This window comes from Halostella salina, assembly GCF_003675855.1.
Taxonomy (GTDB): domain Archaea; phylum Halobacteriota; class Halobacteria; order Halobacteriales; family Natronoarchaeaceae; genus Halostella; species Halostella salina.
Genome location: NZ_RCIH01000006.1, coordinates 93,694 through 107,173 on the forward strand (window position 1 = coordinate 93,694; position 13,480 = coordinate 107,173).

The following is a 13,480-nucleotide window of genomic DNA, read 5'->3' on the forward strand; positions in this document are numbered from 1 at the left end:
TTAGAACACCCCGATGCGCGAGGCGACTTCCTGGGCGTCGTCGTCCTCGCCCAGTCGGACGGTCGCCTTCTTTCGCCCGTTCATCGTCACTTGCGTGTTGACCTTCTCGACCTCGATGTCGAACTGCTCGTTGACCGCCTCGGCGATCTCCGGCTTGGAGGCGTCCAGGTCGACGACGAACTGGAGCTTGTTGTCGAAGTCCATCTGGTTCATCGCCTTCTCGGTGACCAGCGGGTGGACGATGACGTCGCCCGTCATCGGTCGGCCACCTCCTCGACGGCGCTCTCGGTGAACACGGTCAGTCGACCGCCCTCCGCGCCGGGCGCGAGGTCCTCCGCGTTGACCTCGGCGGCCGTCGCGACGTCAGCGCCCGCGAGGTTGCGCGCGGCCTTCGACGGGCCGGCCTCGCTGGACGTGACAAAGAGGATCGACTTCGGCGTCTGGTACTTCCGTCCACGGGTCTTCCCGCGGCCGGCGCGAACGGAGCGCCCCTCGTCGGCGCGCTCGACGTCGTCGTGAACGCCGAGCGACTCCAGCGTGTCGACGACGGCCTGGGTCTTGACGAGGTCCTCGAACGCGTCGCTCACGACGAGCGGCAGGTCGGCGTCCTCGTCGAACTCGTGGCCGCGCTCGGCGACGAGCTCGGCGTCCGTCGTCGCCGCGATGGCGCTGCGGACGGCCTGTTTGCGTTCCTTGTCGTTGATGTTCAGCGAGCGGTCCTTCTCGGACTTCGGCGGGTGGGCCGGGCGGCCGCCCACGGTCTGGGGAACGCGGCGGCCCTGCCCGTTCTCACGGGGGACGTGGGCCATGCCGCGGCCGCTCCCCTGGGACTCGGCCGGCGTCCGCATGCCGGCGTACTCGTCCGCGCCGTAGTCCTGCTTCCGGTTTGCCTGTGCGGCGAGTACGGCGCGCTTGATGAGGTCCGGTCGGTAGGCCGACTCGAAGACCTCGGGGAGGTCGAGCGTGCCGTCGTCCTCGCCGTCCAGGTCGCGAATTGTTGCTTGCATTGGTTATCCCTGGTTCGATGCTGTGGAGACGTAGCGCACCTCGGGGTCGAGGCGCGGCTGGTCGTTCGGTCGGACGGCCGGGCGGAAGCGCACGAGGCGCTGCTCCGGGCCGGGAACCGATCCCTTGACGAGCGCGTACGGGCCGTCGACCTCGCCGTAGTTGACGAAGCCGCCGTCGACGGACGCGTCGTCGCCCTCACCGATGTCGATGAGGCGCTTGTTCAGTTCCGTGCGCTGGTGGTAGCCGGTCTGCCCCTGCTGGGGGACCGTCGAGCGCACGCGGGAGGGGTTCCACGGGCCGAGGTTGCCGATCCGGCGCCGCCAGCCCTGGCGGGCGTGCTTGCCCTTCCGCTTCTGGACGCCCCAGCGCTTGACGGGGCCCTGGGTGCCCTTGCCCTTGGTGACGCCGCTGACGTCGGCGTACTCGCCGGCGCGGAACACGTCGTTCATCTCGTGTGCGCCGCCGTCCTCGACGAGGTCGAGCGCGAACTCGACGCGGTCGTCGAGTGAGCCGCCGCCGACGCGGGTCTCCATCACGTCGGGCTTTTTCTTCGGGACGCTCGCCACGCCGCTCGGCACGGTGTGGGTGATGACTCGAACGTCGGCGACCTCGCCGGCGTCGAGCGCGTCGTGCAGTTCCTCCGTCGCCGCGTCGGCGTCGTGCTCCTCGGGAACGTCCAGGACGCGGTCGAGCTCCTCGTGGAACTCGTCGGTCCAGACCTCCGTGAGCGGCTTCTTGCCGTAGGCGGTGTCTTCGTACGCTCGCAGGGCCACCGCGCGCATCGGCGGCGTCTCCACGATGGTGACGGGGACGGTCTCCTCCATCCCTTCGCGGGGGGAGTCCGACTCGTCGTTGATCATCACCACGTGGGTCATGCCGGCCTTGTAGCCGGCGAAGCCCTGGAGCGCTGGCTGTCCGTCGTCGTCCGGCCACGAGTTGAAGCGCGGGACTTCGCTCTCCGCGCGCTTCCGGGGGCCGAACCCCAGCGAGCCTTTGCGTGGTCTGCTTGGTTGTGGCATTTGTGTTTCACTCCGTGAGTGTGAGGCAGCCGAGCGCGGCGAACATCGCTTCCTCCGTTCGCACGACCTCGCTGCCCTGGTTCGGGATCGCGTTGAGCCAGAGGTCGAACCGGCCGGGTGCGCCTGGTTCGACCGCGGGCGGGGCCTCCGCCCCGTCCGCCGGTTCGGTCTCAACGGCTCCCTCGTCGGGAGTCCGCGCGGCCCTGACCGCGTCCACGGTCAGGTCCGGTATCATCTCCGGCAGCCCTCTCTCGGGCGCGCCGAAGGCGACGGTCATCCCGTCGTCCTCGACGCGACCGGCCAGCGGTCCGAGCCCCGACACGGTGAGCGGTTCACCGTGCCGCGACGTTGCGATCCGGACGCCGGCGTCCTCACGGCCGAGCGCTGCCGACAGGTCCGCGCTGTCGACGGCCAGTCCCGGAAGGGACTGGGCGACGATCCTCGCACGGACCGGCTCTCGCGAAGAGATCCTGACGGTAACGCGTTCCCCCTCGTCGACCTCCATTTCCGGAGGGACGACGAGCGAGATCGGGTGTTGCAGTCCGCAATTGACCCGTACGCGCCCTTCAGGTCCGACCTCGGTCACGATTCCCTGTCTTAACGACCCCGAATCGTCGGATCCGGAGCCGGTCTGTGACGCGGCGCGAAGCGGCGGCAGTACGCCCGCGTACTCCAGTTCGTCCCGCTTGCCCCACGCCTCCTTTCGGAGGTATGGGGGCGTTGCGGCGTACCGCAGTACGGTTTTCACGAACCCCTCGCCCCACCTGCGCTCGCCCTCCCGGTCGGGGAAGACGGTCAGGCGGTCCGCCCGGAACACCGTCGCCGCGCGGGCGACGTAGCCGACCTTGCGAGTTGCCTCGCGTTTGTCTTCGGCTTCCCGGACGAGGGACGACGGCACGAGTACGCTGACGGTCATGCCGTGACGCTTTGACGCCTCGCCACTAGACTGTGCCGATGTATCCGTCGGGGTCGTAAAAGAATGCCGGATCGTTTTCGGCCCTGTGTGGCCTTCACACGCGTTTCAGCGGCGGATCACGACGGATCGAGTATGTGTCCGCGTACCGTGGTGGGCCGGGCCGCGGAGCGCCGAGTTCGGAACGCTTATACGCCACCCGGCGATTAGGTGGGAGTGGAACGCGCGCTGGTAGTGTAGTGGTATCACGTGACCTTGCCATGGTCACAACCGGGGTTCAAATCCCCGCCAGCGCACTTCTCCGGAACCTACGTCCTCAGCGACGCGTTTCATCGCGTCGCAACGACCGGTTCCGTGAATGCGCGTGGGATTTGAACCAGCGAGTCGCACGCCCGGGAAGCGAACGCAGTGAGCGACCCGGACCGTCTCGCCCAGTTCAAATCCCCGCCAGCGCATTTCTGCCGAACGTCACTGAGCCAGCGACCGCTGTGCGTGTCGCTGGCGACCAAGTGAGGCGAAATCGCACCGGAGATTTGAGCAGGAACGACGCAGCACCGAGCGCAGCGAGGTGATCGTCTTTCCGAGTTCAAATCCCCGCCAGCGCACGTCTCCAACACCCAAGTCCCACCGACGCGTTTCATCGCGTTCGGCTGGCGGCAGGAAAATACATCAATAGCATAGAAAGTATATCACTCGGTTGCACGTAGCCCCGTCCCGATGGATCCCTCCACCACCGACCCGACGGTTCTCGGCTACGACGAACTCTCCGAACGCACCGACGCCGACGGCTGGGAAAGCCCGTGGGGCGACAACCCGCTACAGGAACACTATTCCTGGCCGGCGACACGGGCGCTGCTCCCGAACCTCGACGGCCAGCGCGTTCTCGACGCCGGCTGCGGCGTCGGCGACCACGTCGAGGAGCTGCTTGACGACGGCGCGACGGTCGTCGGCATCGACGTGAGCGAACCGGCGGTCGAGACCGCACGGGACCGGTTCGACGACCGGGCATCGTTCGAGCGGGCGGACCTCGCGGAGCCGCTGCCGTTCGGCGACGACGCGTTCGACGTCGTCTGTAGCCACCTCGTGCTGGATCACATCGAGAACTTGACGGACCCGTTCAGCGAGTTCCGCCGTGTTCTGACGGCCGACGGGTCGCTCGTGTTCACCGTTGTGCATCCGATGCAGTACTACCTCGACTACGACGCCGTCGCGGAGTACTACGGGACGACCGCGGTGACGCTCGGCTGGGAGGGCGTCGATATCACTTCCTACCAGCGTCCCGTCGGCGAGATCCTGACCGCGCTGGTCGATGCGGGGTTTCGAATCGACGCCGTCGAGGAACCGCGGCCAACCGCAGCCTACGAGGCGCACGCCGCGGACGACTGGAACGTGAACGAGCGCCCGCAGATCCTCTGTGTTCGGGCACGATCGGGCGACCAGTAGCTTCATTGTCGAACTCCGGCGATCCCAATGCATGCGCCGCTACTGGTTCGCGGTCCTCGGCTCCGCCTTCCTCGTCGCACAGGTCGCCCTCCTGTTCGTCATCGGGGTGCCCGAGTCGTTCGACTGGCCGGTCGCCTCGCTCCTCGCGTACGGTCTCGCGGGCGCTGCGTTCGTCGTGGCCGGTGTCCACCGGTGGCTGCCGCTCCCGGCCGACAGCGTCCCGTGGTACTGGTTCGCTGGCGGCGGCGACATCCTGCTCGGCTTGGGAATGCTCGCGAGCGGGGTCTCGACGACGCTCTCGGACGACTCGGGGTCGCTGCTCTTCGGCATCCTCATCGCGCTCGGCAGCCTCGTGTTGGTGTTTATCGGGATCGATTACGCACGCGGGGGCGTCCATCTGGACCTCTCGACGTTCGAGTGACCGCGCCGGAGTTGGCTACATTTATATATCCCCGTCACGTCGTTTCGGGTACAGGGCGCTGGTAGTGTAGTGGTATCACGTGACCTTGCCATGGTCACAACCGGGGTTCAAATCCCCGCCAGCGCATTTCTGCTGCGAACGACACAGCGAGCGACCGCTCTGCGTGTCGCTCGCTCAGGGTGAGCAGCGAAATCGTCCGGGATTTGAACCAGCGAGTCGCACGCCCGGGAAGCGAACGCAGTGAGCGACCCGGACCGTCTCGCCCAGTTCAAATCCCCGCCAGCGCATTTCTGTCGTCATCACGACTTAGCAGCGCGTTTCATCGCGCTGCGACTACCGATGACGACGAATGCAGCGAGGGATTTGAGCAGACGGGACCGAGCGAAGCGAGTCCCGGCGAGTTCAAATCCCCGCCAGCGCAGTTCTGTCGCGAACCACACGGCCAGCGACCGCCGTGCATGTCGATTACCTCACGTGAGCGAGGAAGTCAAACGGGGATTCGAGCAGCGAACGAGTAAGCGCCACCGAGCGTTCGCCCGGTGCGGACGAACACCTTTGAGCCGCCGTCCCGTCCAGTCGCCCATGACGACCGTCGCGATGCTCTCCGTCGCACCGGTGATCGAGGACAGCATGGCCGAGGAAGTCGCCAAGGCCGTCGACGCGCTGGAGGACTTCGACGTGAGCTACGAGACGAACCCGATGGGGACCGTCATCGAGGCCGAAACCGCCGACGAGGTGTTCGCCGCGGCGCAGGCGGCTCACGAGGCGGTCGACGGCGACCGCGTCTCGACGTTTCTGAAGATAGATGACAAGCGGACGGCGTCGTCGAGCGCAGCCGACAAGGTCGACGCCGTCGAGGACGAACTCGGCCGCGAGGCGCGGAGCGGGGAGTAGTTCGCCGCGGTCAGTCGCCACGGACGGCGTCGAAGAGCGGCGTCGGCGCGCTCGGAACGAGCCACGCCGGCACCGCCCGGGTGAGAACGACCATTCCCGACAGTTCCACGAGCGTCTGCGTCACCACGACCGCAGGGGCGAGTTCGTAGCCCGCGGGGAGCGCGAGCGCCAGCGGCAACACGACGAGCGAGTTCCGGGTGACCGACGTGAACACCAGCGCGCGGCTCTCGCCGACGTCCAACCCGACCGCCCCGGCGGCGACGCGCGCCAGCAGTGGCATCACGACGAGAAAGGCGACGTACACGGGGACGACGGCCGCGATCTGGTCAAACGCGGAGCGGACTCGCGGCAGCTGGGACGCGACGACGACGAACAGCGTCACGCTGAGCATCGGGACGGGGAGCCATCCCATCGCCGCCTGCCAGCGCTCCCCCGCGGCGGCGCGCTCGGCGACCGCCTCCGTCGCCCACGCGAGCGCGAGGGGAAGCGCGATGATCGTCAGGAACGCCTCGACGAAGGGGCCGGCCTCGACGATCCCGGCCGCCTGCGGTCCCATGAACAGTCGGAGGTACGCCGGGAGCAGGAGCAGCTGGACGAGCATCAGCGCGGGCGTCGCTGCGGTGACCTGCTCGGCGTCGCCGTCGGCCAGCTCCGTGAACGTGATCACGTAGTCGATACACGGCGTCAGCAACACCATGAACGACCCGACGAGCACGGCCGGGTTCGGCGGGAGCACGCGGGTGAGCCCCCAGGCGACGACCGGGACCACCAGGAAGTTCATCCCCAGCGCCGCCGCCATGAACCGCCCGTTGGCGAACGCCCGACGGATCCGGACGAACGGGACTTCGAGAAACGTCACGTACAGCAACACGACGAGGACCGGCTCGATGAACCGCTCGACGGCCGTGCCCGCTGCCGGACGGCCGAGTCCGACGCCGAGCGCGGCGAGTACCGCGACGGCGTACAGAGCGATCTGGTGTCGCCGTATCCACGCCTTGCGTCCCATCCGTCGATACGACGGGACGCCGCCGGAAACGCGCGTCGCTTCCGGCCGAGCGAGCCGACTGGCAAAGCCCTTGTGCGGTGCGGCCGTTCCGGCGGGTATGGACAGTCTCAACCGGATGGCCATCGAACTCGTCGACGAGGCCATCGACTTCGCCGAGGAACTCGGCATCGGGGCGTACGAACTGGACAACGAGGCGACGGTGCTGGACTTCGGCGTCGACGTCGAGGGCGGCATCGAGGCGGGCCTCCTGCTGTCGGAGATCCAGAGCGCCGGCCTCGCCACCGTCCAGACCCGGATGGACGAGGTGGCCGGCGCGCCGCTGCCCCACGTCGAACTGTCGACCGACCACCCCGGCGTCGCCCTGCTCGGCGCGCAGAAGGCCGGCTGGGAGGTCAGCGCTGATGGGTTCGAGGGCCTCGGCAGCGGCCCGGCTCGCGCGCTGGTGGCCGAGGAGGACGAGTACCGGCAGATCGGCTACCACGACGCCTTCGAGTTCGCCGTGCTCGCCGTCGAGACCGACGAGTTCCCGGACGAGGCCGTCGCCGAACACGTCGCGGAGCTGGCGGAGGTCGACGACAACGGCGTGTTCCTCCCGGTGTTCTCGACCGCCAGCGTCGCCGGGAGCGTCACGATGGCAGCTCGCGCGGCCGAACTCGCCGTCTTCCGGCTGACGGAGCTTGGTTACGACCCGCTGGATGTGGTGACCGCGAGCGGGAGCGCGCCGCTCGCGCCCGTCGCGGATTCCGAGGAAGCGGCGATCGGCCGGACGAACGACGCGCTGGCGTACGGCGGGCAGGTCCATCTCGTCGTCGAGGAGCCGTTCGACCGGTTCGACGAGGTCGCCTCGACCGCGACCGACGAGTACGGCACGCCGTTCGAAGCGGTGTACGAGGACCACGACTGGGAGTTCTACGACGTGCCCGAGAGCGTGTTCGCGCCGGCGCAGGTGACGATCGACGTGGTCGGCGGCGACACGCACGTGTTCGGGGAGCGAAACGAGGCCCTGCTGGCCGAGAGCTTCGACCTGTGAGGGGCCACCCGTGAGGTTCAAAGACGTGCCCGAACCGCCGGACTCGCTCGACGCGCTGGCCGACTACCGGCGCGCAGTGCCGCTGGTCCCGGGGTCCGAGGACGACTGCTGTGCCCGCCTCCAGCGCCGGACGGACGTGACGACGCGGGACGCCGCCCGGACGTGGCTCACGTTCCTCCGGGCGCTGGAACTGGTCGAGGAGACCGATTCTGGGTACGCCCGCACTCGGGCGGACGCCGACCCGGACGCGCTGGCCGACGCGTTCCGCGAGCGCGTCCTCGGCGCGCGGGAAGCGCTAGCGACGCTGGACGAGGGTCCGACGACCGTCGACGAGGCGTTCGAGGCGGTCCGTCCCGCCGTCCCGCAGTGGGAGCGCCACCGCAACCCGGGGACGTGGGAGGCCGAGTGGCGCGAGCGCGTCCAGCGCCTGCTCGGGTGGGCCGTCCTGCTGGGGCTTATCGACCGATCCGAGCACGGATACGAGCGCACCGGTCGCCGATAATCAGCGGTACTCGTCCCGGAACTCGCGTTCCCGTCGCATGAGTTCCACGACGCCGTGCTCCAGAATCCCCTCGCCGAGCGCACTGAGCCGATAGTAGGAGTACAGCCCGTCACGGTCGGGCGAACTCTCCTTGCGGTTCTCCACGAGACCGACGTCGACGAGCCTGTCGAGGTGATAGTGGAGCCGGTTCCCCCGCAGTTCGAGCGTCTCGCGGAGCTCCGTCGCGCCGAGCGGTCCGTGTTCCGACAGCGTTCGCAGTAGCTCGAACCGGGTCGGATCGCCGAGTTGCTCCTGCATGCTGAGATACTCCGCCCGGGAGAGGACGCTGTCCTCGGGCAGGATCGGTGCCGGGGGGTCGACCCCTTCCGCGTGGCGGCGCGTTGTGTCCGTCATCTCACTCCTGGCCTAGCGTTTCGACGCCACCCACTTAACGGTAGTTGAGTCAATTTATTCTGAAAGCAGTGGTATTTATATACTACCCGTTCACAGAACCGGTATGCGCGAGCGGATCCGGCGCGCGCTCGACCGGAACGACGACCTCCCGACCGCCTCCCGTTCGGAGTTTCTCCTGTATCTCATGGGCCCGTACGAGGCGTTCACGGTCGACGACCACCTCCCGGAGACCGTCGACCGCGACGACGTGGCCGTCGATTTCGGCTCGTGGGACGACGATGCCGCTGGACTCGACCACGACGAGGTTCTGGCGCTGCTCGAACGGGTCCGCGACGACCTCCGCCGCGACGCGGGGCTCAACGCGTTTCTCGCCATCGACGTGAACCTGCCGCTGGAGGAGCTGGACGCGGCGACCCAGTCGATCCGGTTCGCCGCGGCGTCCAACGTCACGGCGTTCGTCGTGCCGCGGGTCGGCAAGAACCTCGGCGTCGGTATCGAAACCGGTTCCGTGCTCGCCTCGCTCGACGACGCCGACCACGAGCGTCTCGTGTTCGTTCACGAATCCGGGGTTCGAAGCGCCATGATCGACTCGCTTTCCCGGCGCTGGAACGCGTCGGTACAGCGCTACGATTCGGTGGACGAACTGACGCGTCACCTTCGGACCTTCGCCGTTGACGTGATGAACCGGGAGCTATACGGGTCGCTTTCCCGGCGCGGGCCGGGGTCCGAAGCCGGCAGCGAGCCGAACACGGACCGCGAGTGATGTCGTCCGGGGACGTGGCCACCCGATTTTTCACCTTCGGCCGCCATCCTCCGACCGATGACCGCCGTCGACGCCGTGCTGTTCGATCTGGACGACACCCTCTGTGAGTACCGCCGGGGCGGCGCGGAGCTGCTTTCGCTCGCCTTCGACGACGTCGGCGTCGACCCGTTCTTCGGCGTCGACGAGTACCACGCGCGCTACGAGGAGTTCCTGGCCGAGACGGACGACATGGTCGAGCTTCGCCGGGAGTGTTTCGCCGCGCTCGCCGCCGACCGGGACCGGGACCCGGACCTCGGGCGGGCCGTCGCGGACGCCTTCGCCGCCGAGCGCGACCACGGGAACGTCCGCCCGCTGCCGGGCGCGGCCGAGGCCGTCGAGCGACTGGCGGCGGACCACCGCCTCGCGGTCCTGACCAACGGCGCGCCGGGGATGCAGTCCGAGAAGCTCGCGGCGCTGCCGTTCCGCGACGCGTTCGAGGCGGTCGTCCACGCCGGCTACGACGCGCCGCGGAAGCCCGAGCCGGAGCCGTACCACCACGCGCTCGACCTGCTCGACGCGACGCCCGAGCGGGCCGTCCACGTCGGCAACTCGCTGACGACGGACGTGCCCGGTGCCCACGCCGCCGGCGTCCGCTCGGCGTGGCTCTCGGACGGGAGCGACCCGGACCCGGAACCCCACTACCGGCTGGGGTCGCTGCGGGACCTGACGACGCCGCCCTGGCTGGGGTAACCGCGGGAGTCACCGCACCGGGATCGCCGCCCTCGACCGCTCGGTCCGTTCGACCAGCCGCTCGATCCGGTCGTCCATCGGCGGATGGGTCGCCAGCAGGCGCGACAGGGTGTCTGCCTCCTCCTGGCCGTAGATGTACAGCGACGAGAGGGGACCGAGCCGCGGCCGTGACGCGCGCTGGATGCGAGCCAGCGCGCGGGCAAGCGCGAGCGGGTCGCCGGTCACCTCGACGGCGCGGTCGTCCGCCCGGATCTCCCGCCGCCGGGAGTGGGCGCGGAGCGCCAGCGTCAGCGCGAGCAGGAGGACGACGACGACCTGCGAGACGCGGTAGTGGACCCGGACGAGGTGGTGGCCGAACGGCTCCGGCCGGCGGCCGGCGAGCCACGCGCCGACGCGACCGATGCCCGCCAGGAGCAGTCCGACCGGGAAGAGGAGCAGAAAGAGCAGCCCGCTCGCCGTCTCGACGAGGCTGCTCCCGAGCGTCTGGAGCAGGGCGTCACGGGTCTCCAGGTGGGCGAGTTCGTGGGCGAGGATCGCCTCCAGTTCCTCGCCGTCGAGGATCCGGAACAGGTCGCGGTCCAGTATCACGACGCCCTCGCCAGCCCCGACGGCCAGCGCGTTCGGCGCGGGGAGCGACGCGACGAACACCCGCGGTTCGCCGACCGACATCTCCCCGCGGAGGCGGTCGAGCCGCTGGTAGAGCCACGGTGCGCGATCACGGGGCAGTTCGACGGCGTCGAGTCCCGTCACCAGCCGGCGCGTCCCGACGCGGTAGCTCAGGTAGCCGAAGAACAGCGCCGACGCGACGATCCCACCGACGAGGACCCAGGGGTCGGGCCGACCGACGAACAGCAGCGCGACTCCTTCGACCAGCACGACCCCGACCGCGAGGTAGAGGCCGAGCAGCCCGACCCCGACGAGCGCCATCAGCAGCCGAAGGCCGACCCGTCGCATACCAGCGAGTAGGCGTGCGGGAGAGAAAAACGGTCCGTCTCCGTGGTCGGGCGGCCGGCGGGATCAGTCGCTCGGGTTCACGTCGGTCACGGTGCCGACGCCCTTCGAGCGCCCCTCGCGGAAGACGAACCGCTGGCCCTCCTCGACGAGGTACGGGCGGAACTTGAACCGAACGCGGGCCCGCCCCTTGTCGCCGGGGAGCAACTGGCCGCCCTCGGGGTAGAACGCGGCGGCCTCGCTCACCGTCTCCAGGTGGACGACCGGCTCGTAGCCGTCGCCGATGCGGGTCGGGTGGTTCAGCACCATCACTTCGGCCTCGAACTCCCGGACGGGGTCGGGGTCGGCCTCGCGCGGGAGCAGGACCATCCCGCGCTCCACGTCGGCCTCGCGGATCCCCTTCAGGGCGATGCCGACGATGCGGCCGGCCTTGGCCCGGTCGACGCGGTGGTAGTGCATCTCGATCGACCGGACCTCGACCTCGCGGAACGAGCCGTCGGGCATCGGCCCGAGCAGCAGTTCGTCGCCCGCCTCCACCTCGCCGGCCATCACGGTGCCGGAGGCGACCGCGCCGACGCCGGTGACCTTGTAGGTGCGGTCGACGTACATCCGGAACTCGCCGTCGTCGCCCGCGGTCTTGGGGAGGCGCTCGAACAGCTCGTCGAGCGTGTCGAGTCCCGCCATCGTGACCGCGCTCGTCGTCACCACGGGGACGACGGTGTCGCTTATCTCCTCGACGGCGGCGTCGACGCCGTGGCGGTCGACCCGGAGCGGCGTCTTGTCCACGTCCCGGAGCAGGCGCTCGACCTCGCGCTCGACCTCGGCGAGGCGCTCGTCGTCGACGGCGTCGGCCTTGGTGATGGCGACGATGGTCGGCAGCTCCGTCGCCAGCAGGACGCCGAGATGCTCGCGGGTCGTCTTCGTCGGGCCGTCGTCCGCGGCGACGGTGAGCAGGCCGTAGTCCAGTTTCTGCCCGACCAGCCCCCGGATCGTCGTGCGGAGCCACGGCTCGTGGCCGACCGTGTCGACGAAGGAGACGAGGCTGTCGGACTCCTCGACGACCCGCGCGCGGTCGGATTTGCGGTGCGGGTTGTCCATCCTGACCGGGCCGTCGTCGTCGAAGCCGTAGACGCCGTAGGACAGGTCGGCGGAGAGGCCGCGCTCGACCTCGTGGGGCTGGACGTCGAGGTAGCCCCGCGTGCCGCCCTGCCCGTCGTCGGGCTGGCCGGTGACGAGGCTCCCGACGAGCGTGCTCTTCCCGTGGTCGACGTGGCCAGCCGTCCCGACGACGATGTGCTCGTCGTCGGTGTCGAGCATCGCCCCCTCGCGGACCGTGGCGACGCCGACGATGCCGCCGTCGACGCCCCACGTCCCCACGTCCTCGATGTGTGCGCCGGCCTCCTCGGCCAGCAGCGAGAGCACGTCCATCGACTCGGAGAAGTCGTCGGGGGCGATCCCCGCGAGCCCGCCGTCGTCGGTGACGCCGACGACGTACGTCGCCTCGCCGTCGCCCGAGAGCACGCGGTGGCGCAGCTGCGCCGCCAGGCTCTCGCGTCGCCCCTCGGAGAGGTGGAGGTCCTTCGTGAGCTGCTCCTTGAACTCCACGCTCCCGCCTTCCCGTTCGCCACGTTCCAGGGCCTGCTCCAGCACGGCCCGGTCAGGGCTCATACCCCCGGGTTGGAAGACCGTGAACAAAAGCCTTCGCGTCGGATGCTAAACCATGCCGTGTTATCGACTAACACGATCACTCTCCGGATCGCCCTGGAGGCGGTCGTAGGCGCGCTGGACGCGCTTGAACCGCTCCTCGTCGCCGTCGGGCGCGTCCGGATGCACGTCCTTGACCTTCTCGCGGTAGGCTCGCCTGACTTCGTCGTCGCCGGCGTCCGGGCTGACGCCGAGGACCGTGGCCGCCTCGCTCGCGCTCGGCCCCGGCGAGGGCTGCGGTCCGGTGCGTCCGGCACCGTCGCTTGCCGCTGTCCGGCCGCCGAAGCGGGCCTCGTACCGCTGGCGGGCCTCCCGCTGTCCCCGGCTTTCGCGGGCCGCTCGGCGCGCGCCGGCTCCGAACCCGGACTCCCGGCGGTCGCGGAACTCGCCCCGGTCGGCGCGGCGCTGTGCCTGCTCGGCCAGCCGGCCGGTGCCCTGGTACCAGAGCAGGTAGGCGACGAACGCGAACGGCGCGGCGAGGATCAGCACGAAGGGGTTCATCCGCACCAGCGTCAGGATGCCAAGCACCGCCGCTAACCCGGCGAACACGGCCGCAAGCCCGACCAGCAGTGTCTCCTTCGACACGGGATGGAAGTAGGCACTACAGGCAAGTAAGCGTCCCGCCCGGACCGGCCGTCGGCGTCGTCCCCGACCGTCGCCGAGACGACGCCGGCGTCGCCGGAGAAGCCGACCGCCTCGGGGTC

16 protein-coding genes and 2 tRNA genes are annotated in these 13,480 nt (G+C 69.4%); 9 read left to right on the top strand and 9 right to left on the bottom strand.

From position 1 onward, the window contains the following. The 4 genes from D8896_RS12690 to D8896_RS12705 are packed head-to-tail and all read right to left on the bottom strand — an operon-like array spanning position 1 to position 2,943. Positions 1 to 258 (bottom strand): 50S ribosomal protein L23, encoded by a 258-nt coding sequence (locus tag D8896_RS12690; protein ID WP_121822481.1) that lies wholly within the window; start codon positions 256 to 258, stop codon positions 1 to 3. Beyond that, a complete protein-coding gene (rpl4p, locus tag D8896_RS12695; RefSeq protein ID WP_121822482.1) occupies positions 255 to 1,007 on the bottom strand; it encodes a 50S ribosomal protein L4 in 753 nt (250 codons plus the stop codon). The genes D8896_RS12690 and rpl4p overlap by 4 nt, the downstream gene beginning before the upstream one ends. Positions 1,008 to 1,010: 3 nt before the next feature. Next, a complete protein-coding gene (locus D8896_RS12700) occupies positions 1,011 to 2,027 on the bottom strand; it encodes a 50S ribosomal protein L3 (RefSeq protein WP_121822483.1) in 1,017 nt (338 codons plus the stop codon). Between the two features lie 7 nt (positions 2,028 to 2,034). Next, positions 2,035 to 2,943 (bottom strand): putative RNA uridine N3 methyltransferase, encoded by a 909-nt coding sequence (locus D8896_RS12705; RefSeq protein ID WP_121822484.1) that lies wholly within the window; start codon positions 2,941 to 2,943, stop codon positions 2,035 to 2,037. Between the two features lie 222 nt (positions 2,944 to 3,165). On the opposite strand from D8896_RS12705, the gene D8896_RS12710 reads away from it, so the two are divergent. The 5 genes from D8896_RS12710 (at position 3,166) to D8896_RS12730 (ending at position 5,698) form a co-directional block, all read left to right on the top strand. Then, positions 3,166 to 3,236 (top strand) — tRNA-Gly (locus tag D8896_RS12710). Between the two features lie 421 nt (positions 3,237 to 3,657). Further along, on the top strand, positions 3,658 to 4,383 hold the full coding sequence (locus D8896_RS12715) for a class I SAM-dependent methyltransferase (RefSeq protein WP_121822485.1): 726 nt from the start codon (positions 3,658 to 3,660) through the stop codon (positions 4,381 to 4,383). A 31-nt stretch (positions 4,384 to 4,414) separates the two neighbouring features. After that, positions 4,415 to 4,804, top strand: a complete 390-nt coding sequence (locus D8896_RS19440; protein ID WP_162991552.1) for a hypothetical protein — start codon at positions 4,415 to 4,417, stop codon at positions 4,802 to 4,804. A 55-nt stretch (positions 4,805 to 4,859) separates the two neighbouring features. Next, positions 4,860 to 4,930: transfer RNA gene (locus tag D8896_RS12725), tRNA-Gly, on the top strand. A 456-nt stretch (positions 4,931 to 5,386) separates the two neighbouring features. After that, positions 5,387 to 5,698 (top strand): MTH1187 family thiamine-binding protein, encoded by a 312-nt coding sequence (locus D8896_RS12730; protein ID WP_121822486.1) that lies wholly within the window; start codon positions 5,387 to 5,389, stop codon positions 5,696 to 5,698. A 10-nt stretch (positions 5,699 to 5,708) separates the two neighbouring features. On the opposite strand, the gene D8896_RS12735 is transcribed toward D8896_RS12730, so the two are convergent. Further along, positions 5,709 to 6,704, bottom strand: a complete 996-nt coding sequence (locus tag D8896_RS12735) for an arsenic resistance protein (RefSeq protein WP_121822487.1) — start codon at positions 6,702 to 6,704, stop codon at positions 5,709 to 5,711. A gap of 97 nt (positions 6,705 to 6,801) precedes the next feature. Between D8896_RS12735 and mch the strand changes: the two genes are divergently transcribed. Together mch and D8896_RS12745 are read left to right on the top strand one after the other, a co-directional pair. Continuing rightward, entirely contained in the window at positions 6,802 to 7,734 is a 933-nt protein-coding gene (gene mch / locus D8896_RS12740) for a methenyltetrahydromethanopterin cyclohydrolase (RefSeq protein WP_121822488.1), read from the top strand. A 10-nt stretch (positions 7,735 to 7,744) separates the two neighbouring features. Further along, positions 7,745 to 8,236 carry a hypothetical protein gene (locus D8896_RS12745; RefSeq protein WP_121822489.1) on the top strand — a complete coding sequence of 164 codons (492 nt, stop codon included), beginning with the start codon at positions 7,745 to 7,747 and terminating at the stop codon, positions 8,234 to 8,236. Here the strand turns inward: D8896_RS12745 and D8896_RS12750 are convergent, their stop codons facing one another. Then, the gene (locus D8896_RS12750; protein ID WP_121822490.1) at positions 8,237 to 8,629 is read right to left on the bottom strand and encodes an ArsR/SmtB family transcription factor; all 393 of its coding nucleotides are present in this window, start codon (positions 8,627 to 8,629) and stop codon (positions 8,237 to 8,239) included. Positions 8,630 to 8,732: 103 nt separating this feature from the next. Between D8896_RS12750 and D8896_RS12755 the strand changes: the two genes are divergently transcribed. Then, the gene (locus D8896_RS12755; protein WP_121822491.1) at positions 8,733 to 9,392 is read left to right on the top strand and encodes a DUF7509 family protein; all 660 of its coding nucleotides are present in this window, start codon (positions 8,733 to 8,735) and stop codon (positions 9,390 to 9,392) included. 57 nt (positions 9,393 to 9,449) lie between these two features. Beyond that, positions 9,450 to 10,121, top strand: coding sequence for an HAD family hydrolase (locus tag D8896_RS12760; protein ID WP_121822492.1), 672 nt, complete (start codon positions 9,450 to 9,452; stop codon positions 10,119 to 10,121). A 9-nt stretch (positions 10,122 to 10,130) separates the two neighbouring features. Here the strand turns inward: D8896_RS12760 and D8896_RS12765 are convergent, their stop codons facing one another. The 3 genes from D8896_RS12765 to D8896_RS12775 form a co-directional block, all read right to left on the bottom strand. Further along, positions 10,131 to 11,075, bottom strand: a complete 945-nt coding sequence (locus D8896_RS12765; RefSeq protein ID WP_121822493.1) for a M48 family metallopeptidase — start codon at positions 11,073 to 11,075, stop codon at positions 10,131 to 10,133. Positions 11,076 to 11,138: 63 nt separating this feature from the next. Then, complete coding sequence (locus D8896_RS12770) at positions 11,139 to 12,740, bottom strand: GTPBP1 family GTP-binding protein (protein WP_121822494.1); 1,602 nt, start codon at positions 12,738 to 12,740, stop codon at positions 11,139 to 11,141. A gap of 60 nt (positions 12,741 to 12,800) precedes the next feature. After that, positions 12,801 to 13,361 (bottom strand): DnaJ domain-containing protein, encoded by a 561-nt coding sequence (locus D8896_RS12775; RefSeq protein WP_121822495.1) that lies wholly within the window; start codon positions 13,359 to 13,361, stop codon positions 12,801 to 12,803. Positions 13,362 to 13,480 lie beyond the last annotated feature (119 nt).

What these genes read in the sequence shown, in the direction of transcription:
- D8896_RS12760 (WP_121822492.1), top strand. Translation starts at nt 9,450, where the DNA reads ATGACCGCCGTCGACGCCGTGCTGTTCGATCTGGACGACACCCTCTGT.
- D8896_RS12730 (WP_121822486.1), top strand. Translation starts at nt 5,387, where the DNA reads ATGACGACCGTCGCGATGCTCTCCGTCGCACCGGTGATCGAGGACAGC.
- D8896_RS12735 (WP_121822487.1), bottom strand. Translation starts at nt 6,704, where the DNA reads ATGGGACGCAAGGCGTGGATACGGCGACACCAGATCGCTCTGTACGCC.
- D8896_RS12715 (WP_121822485.1), top strand. Translation starts at nt 3,658, where the DNA reads ATGGATCCCTCCACCACCGACCCGACGGTTCTCGGCTACGACGAACTC.
- D8896_RS12765 (WP_121822493.1), bottom strand. Translation starts at nt 11,075, where the DNA reads ATGCGACGGGTCGGCCTTCGGCTGCTGATGGCGCTCGTCGGGGTCGGG.
- D8896_RS19440 (WP_162991552.1), top strand. Translation starts at nt 4,415, where the DNA reads ATGCGCCGCTACTGGTTCGCGGTCCTCGGCTCCGCCTTCCTCGTCGCA.
- D8896_RS12755 (WP_121822491.1), top strand. Translation starts at nt 8,733, where the DNA reads ATGCGCGAGCGGATCCGGCGCGCGCTCGACCGGAACGACGACCTCCCG.
- rpl4p (WP_121822482.1), bottom strand. Translation starts at nt 1,007, where the DNA reads ATGCAAGCAACAATTCGCGACCTGGACGGCGAGGACGACGGCACGCTC.
- D8896_RS12700 (WP_121822483.1), bottom strand. Translation starts at nt 2,027, where the DNA reads ATGCCACAACCAAGCAGACCACGCAAAGGCTCGCTGGGGTTCGGCCCC.
- D8896_RS12690 (WP_121822481.1), bottom strand. Translation starts at nt 258, where the DNA reads ATGACGGGCGACGTCATCGTCCACCCGCTGGTCACCGAGAAGGCGATG.
- mch (WP_121822488.1), top strand. Translation starts at nt 6,802, where the DNA reads ATGGACAGTCTCAACCGGATGGCCATCGAACTCGTCGACGAGGCCATC.
- D8896_RS12705 (WP_121822484.1), bottom strand. Translation starts at nt 2,943, where the DNA reads ATGACCGTCAGCGTACTCGTGCCGTCGTCCCTCGTCCGGGAAGCCGAA.
- D8896_RS12750 (WP_121822490.1), bottom strand. Translation starts at nt 8,629, where the DNA reads ATGACGGACACAACGCGCCGCCACGCGGAAGGGGTCGACCCCCCGGCA.
- D8896_RS12770 (WP_121822494.1), bottom strand. Translation starts at nt 12,740, where the DNA reads ATGAGCCCTGACCGGGCCGTGCTGGAGCAGGCCCTGGAACGTGGCGAA.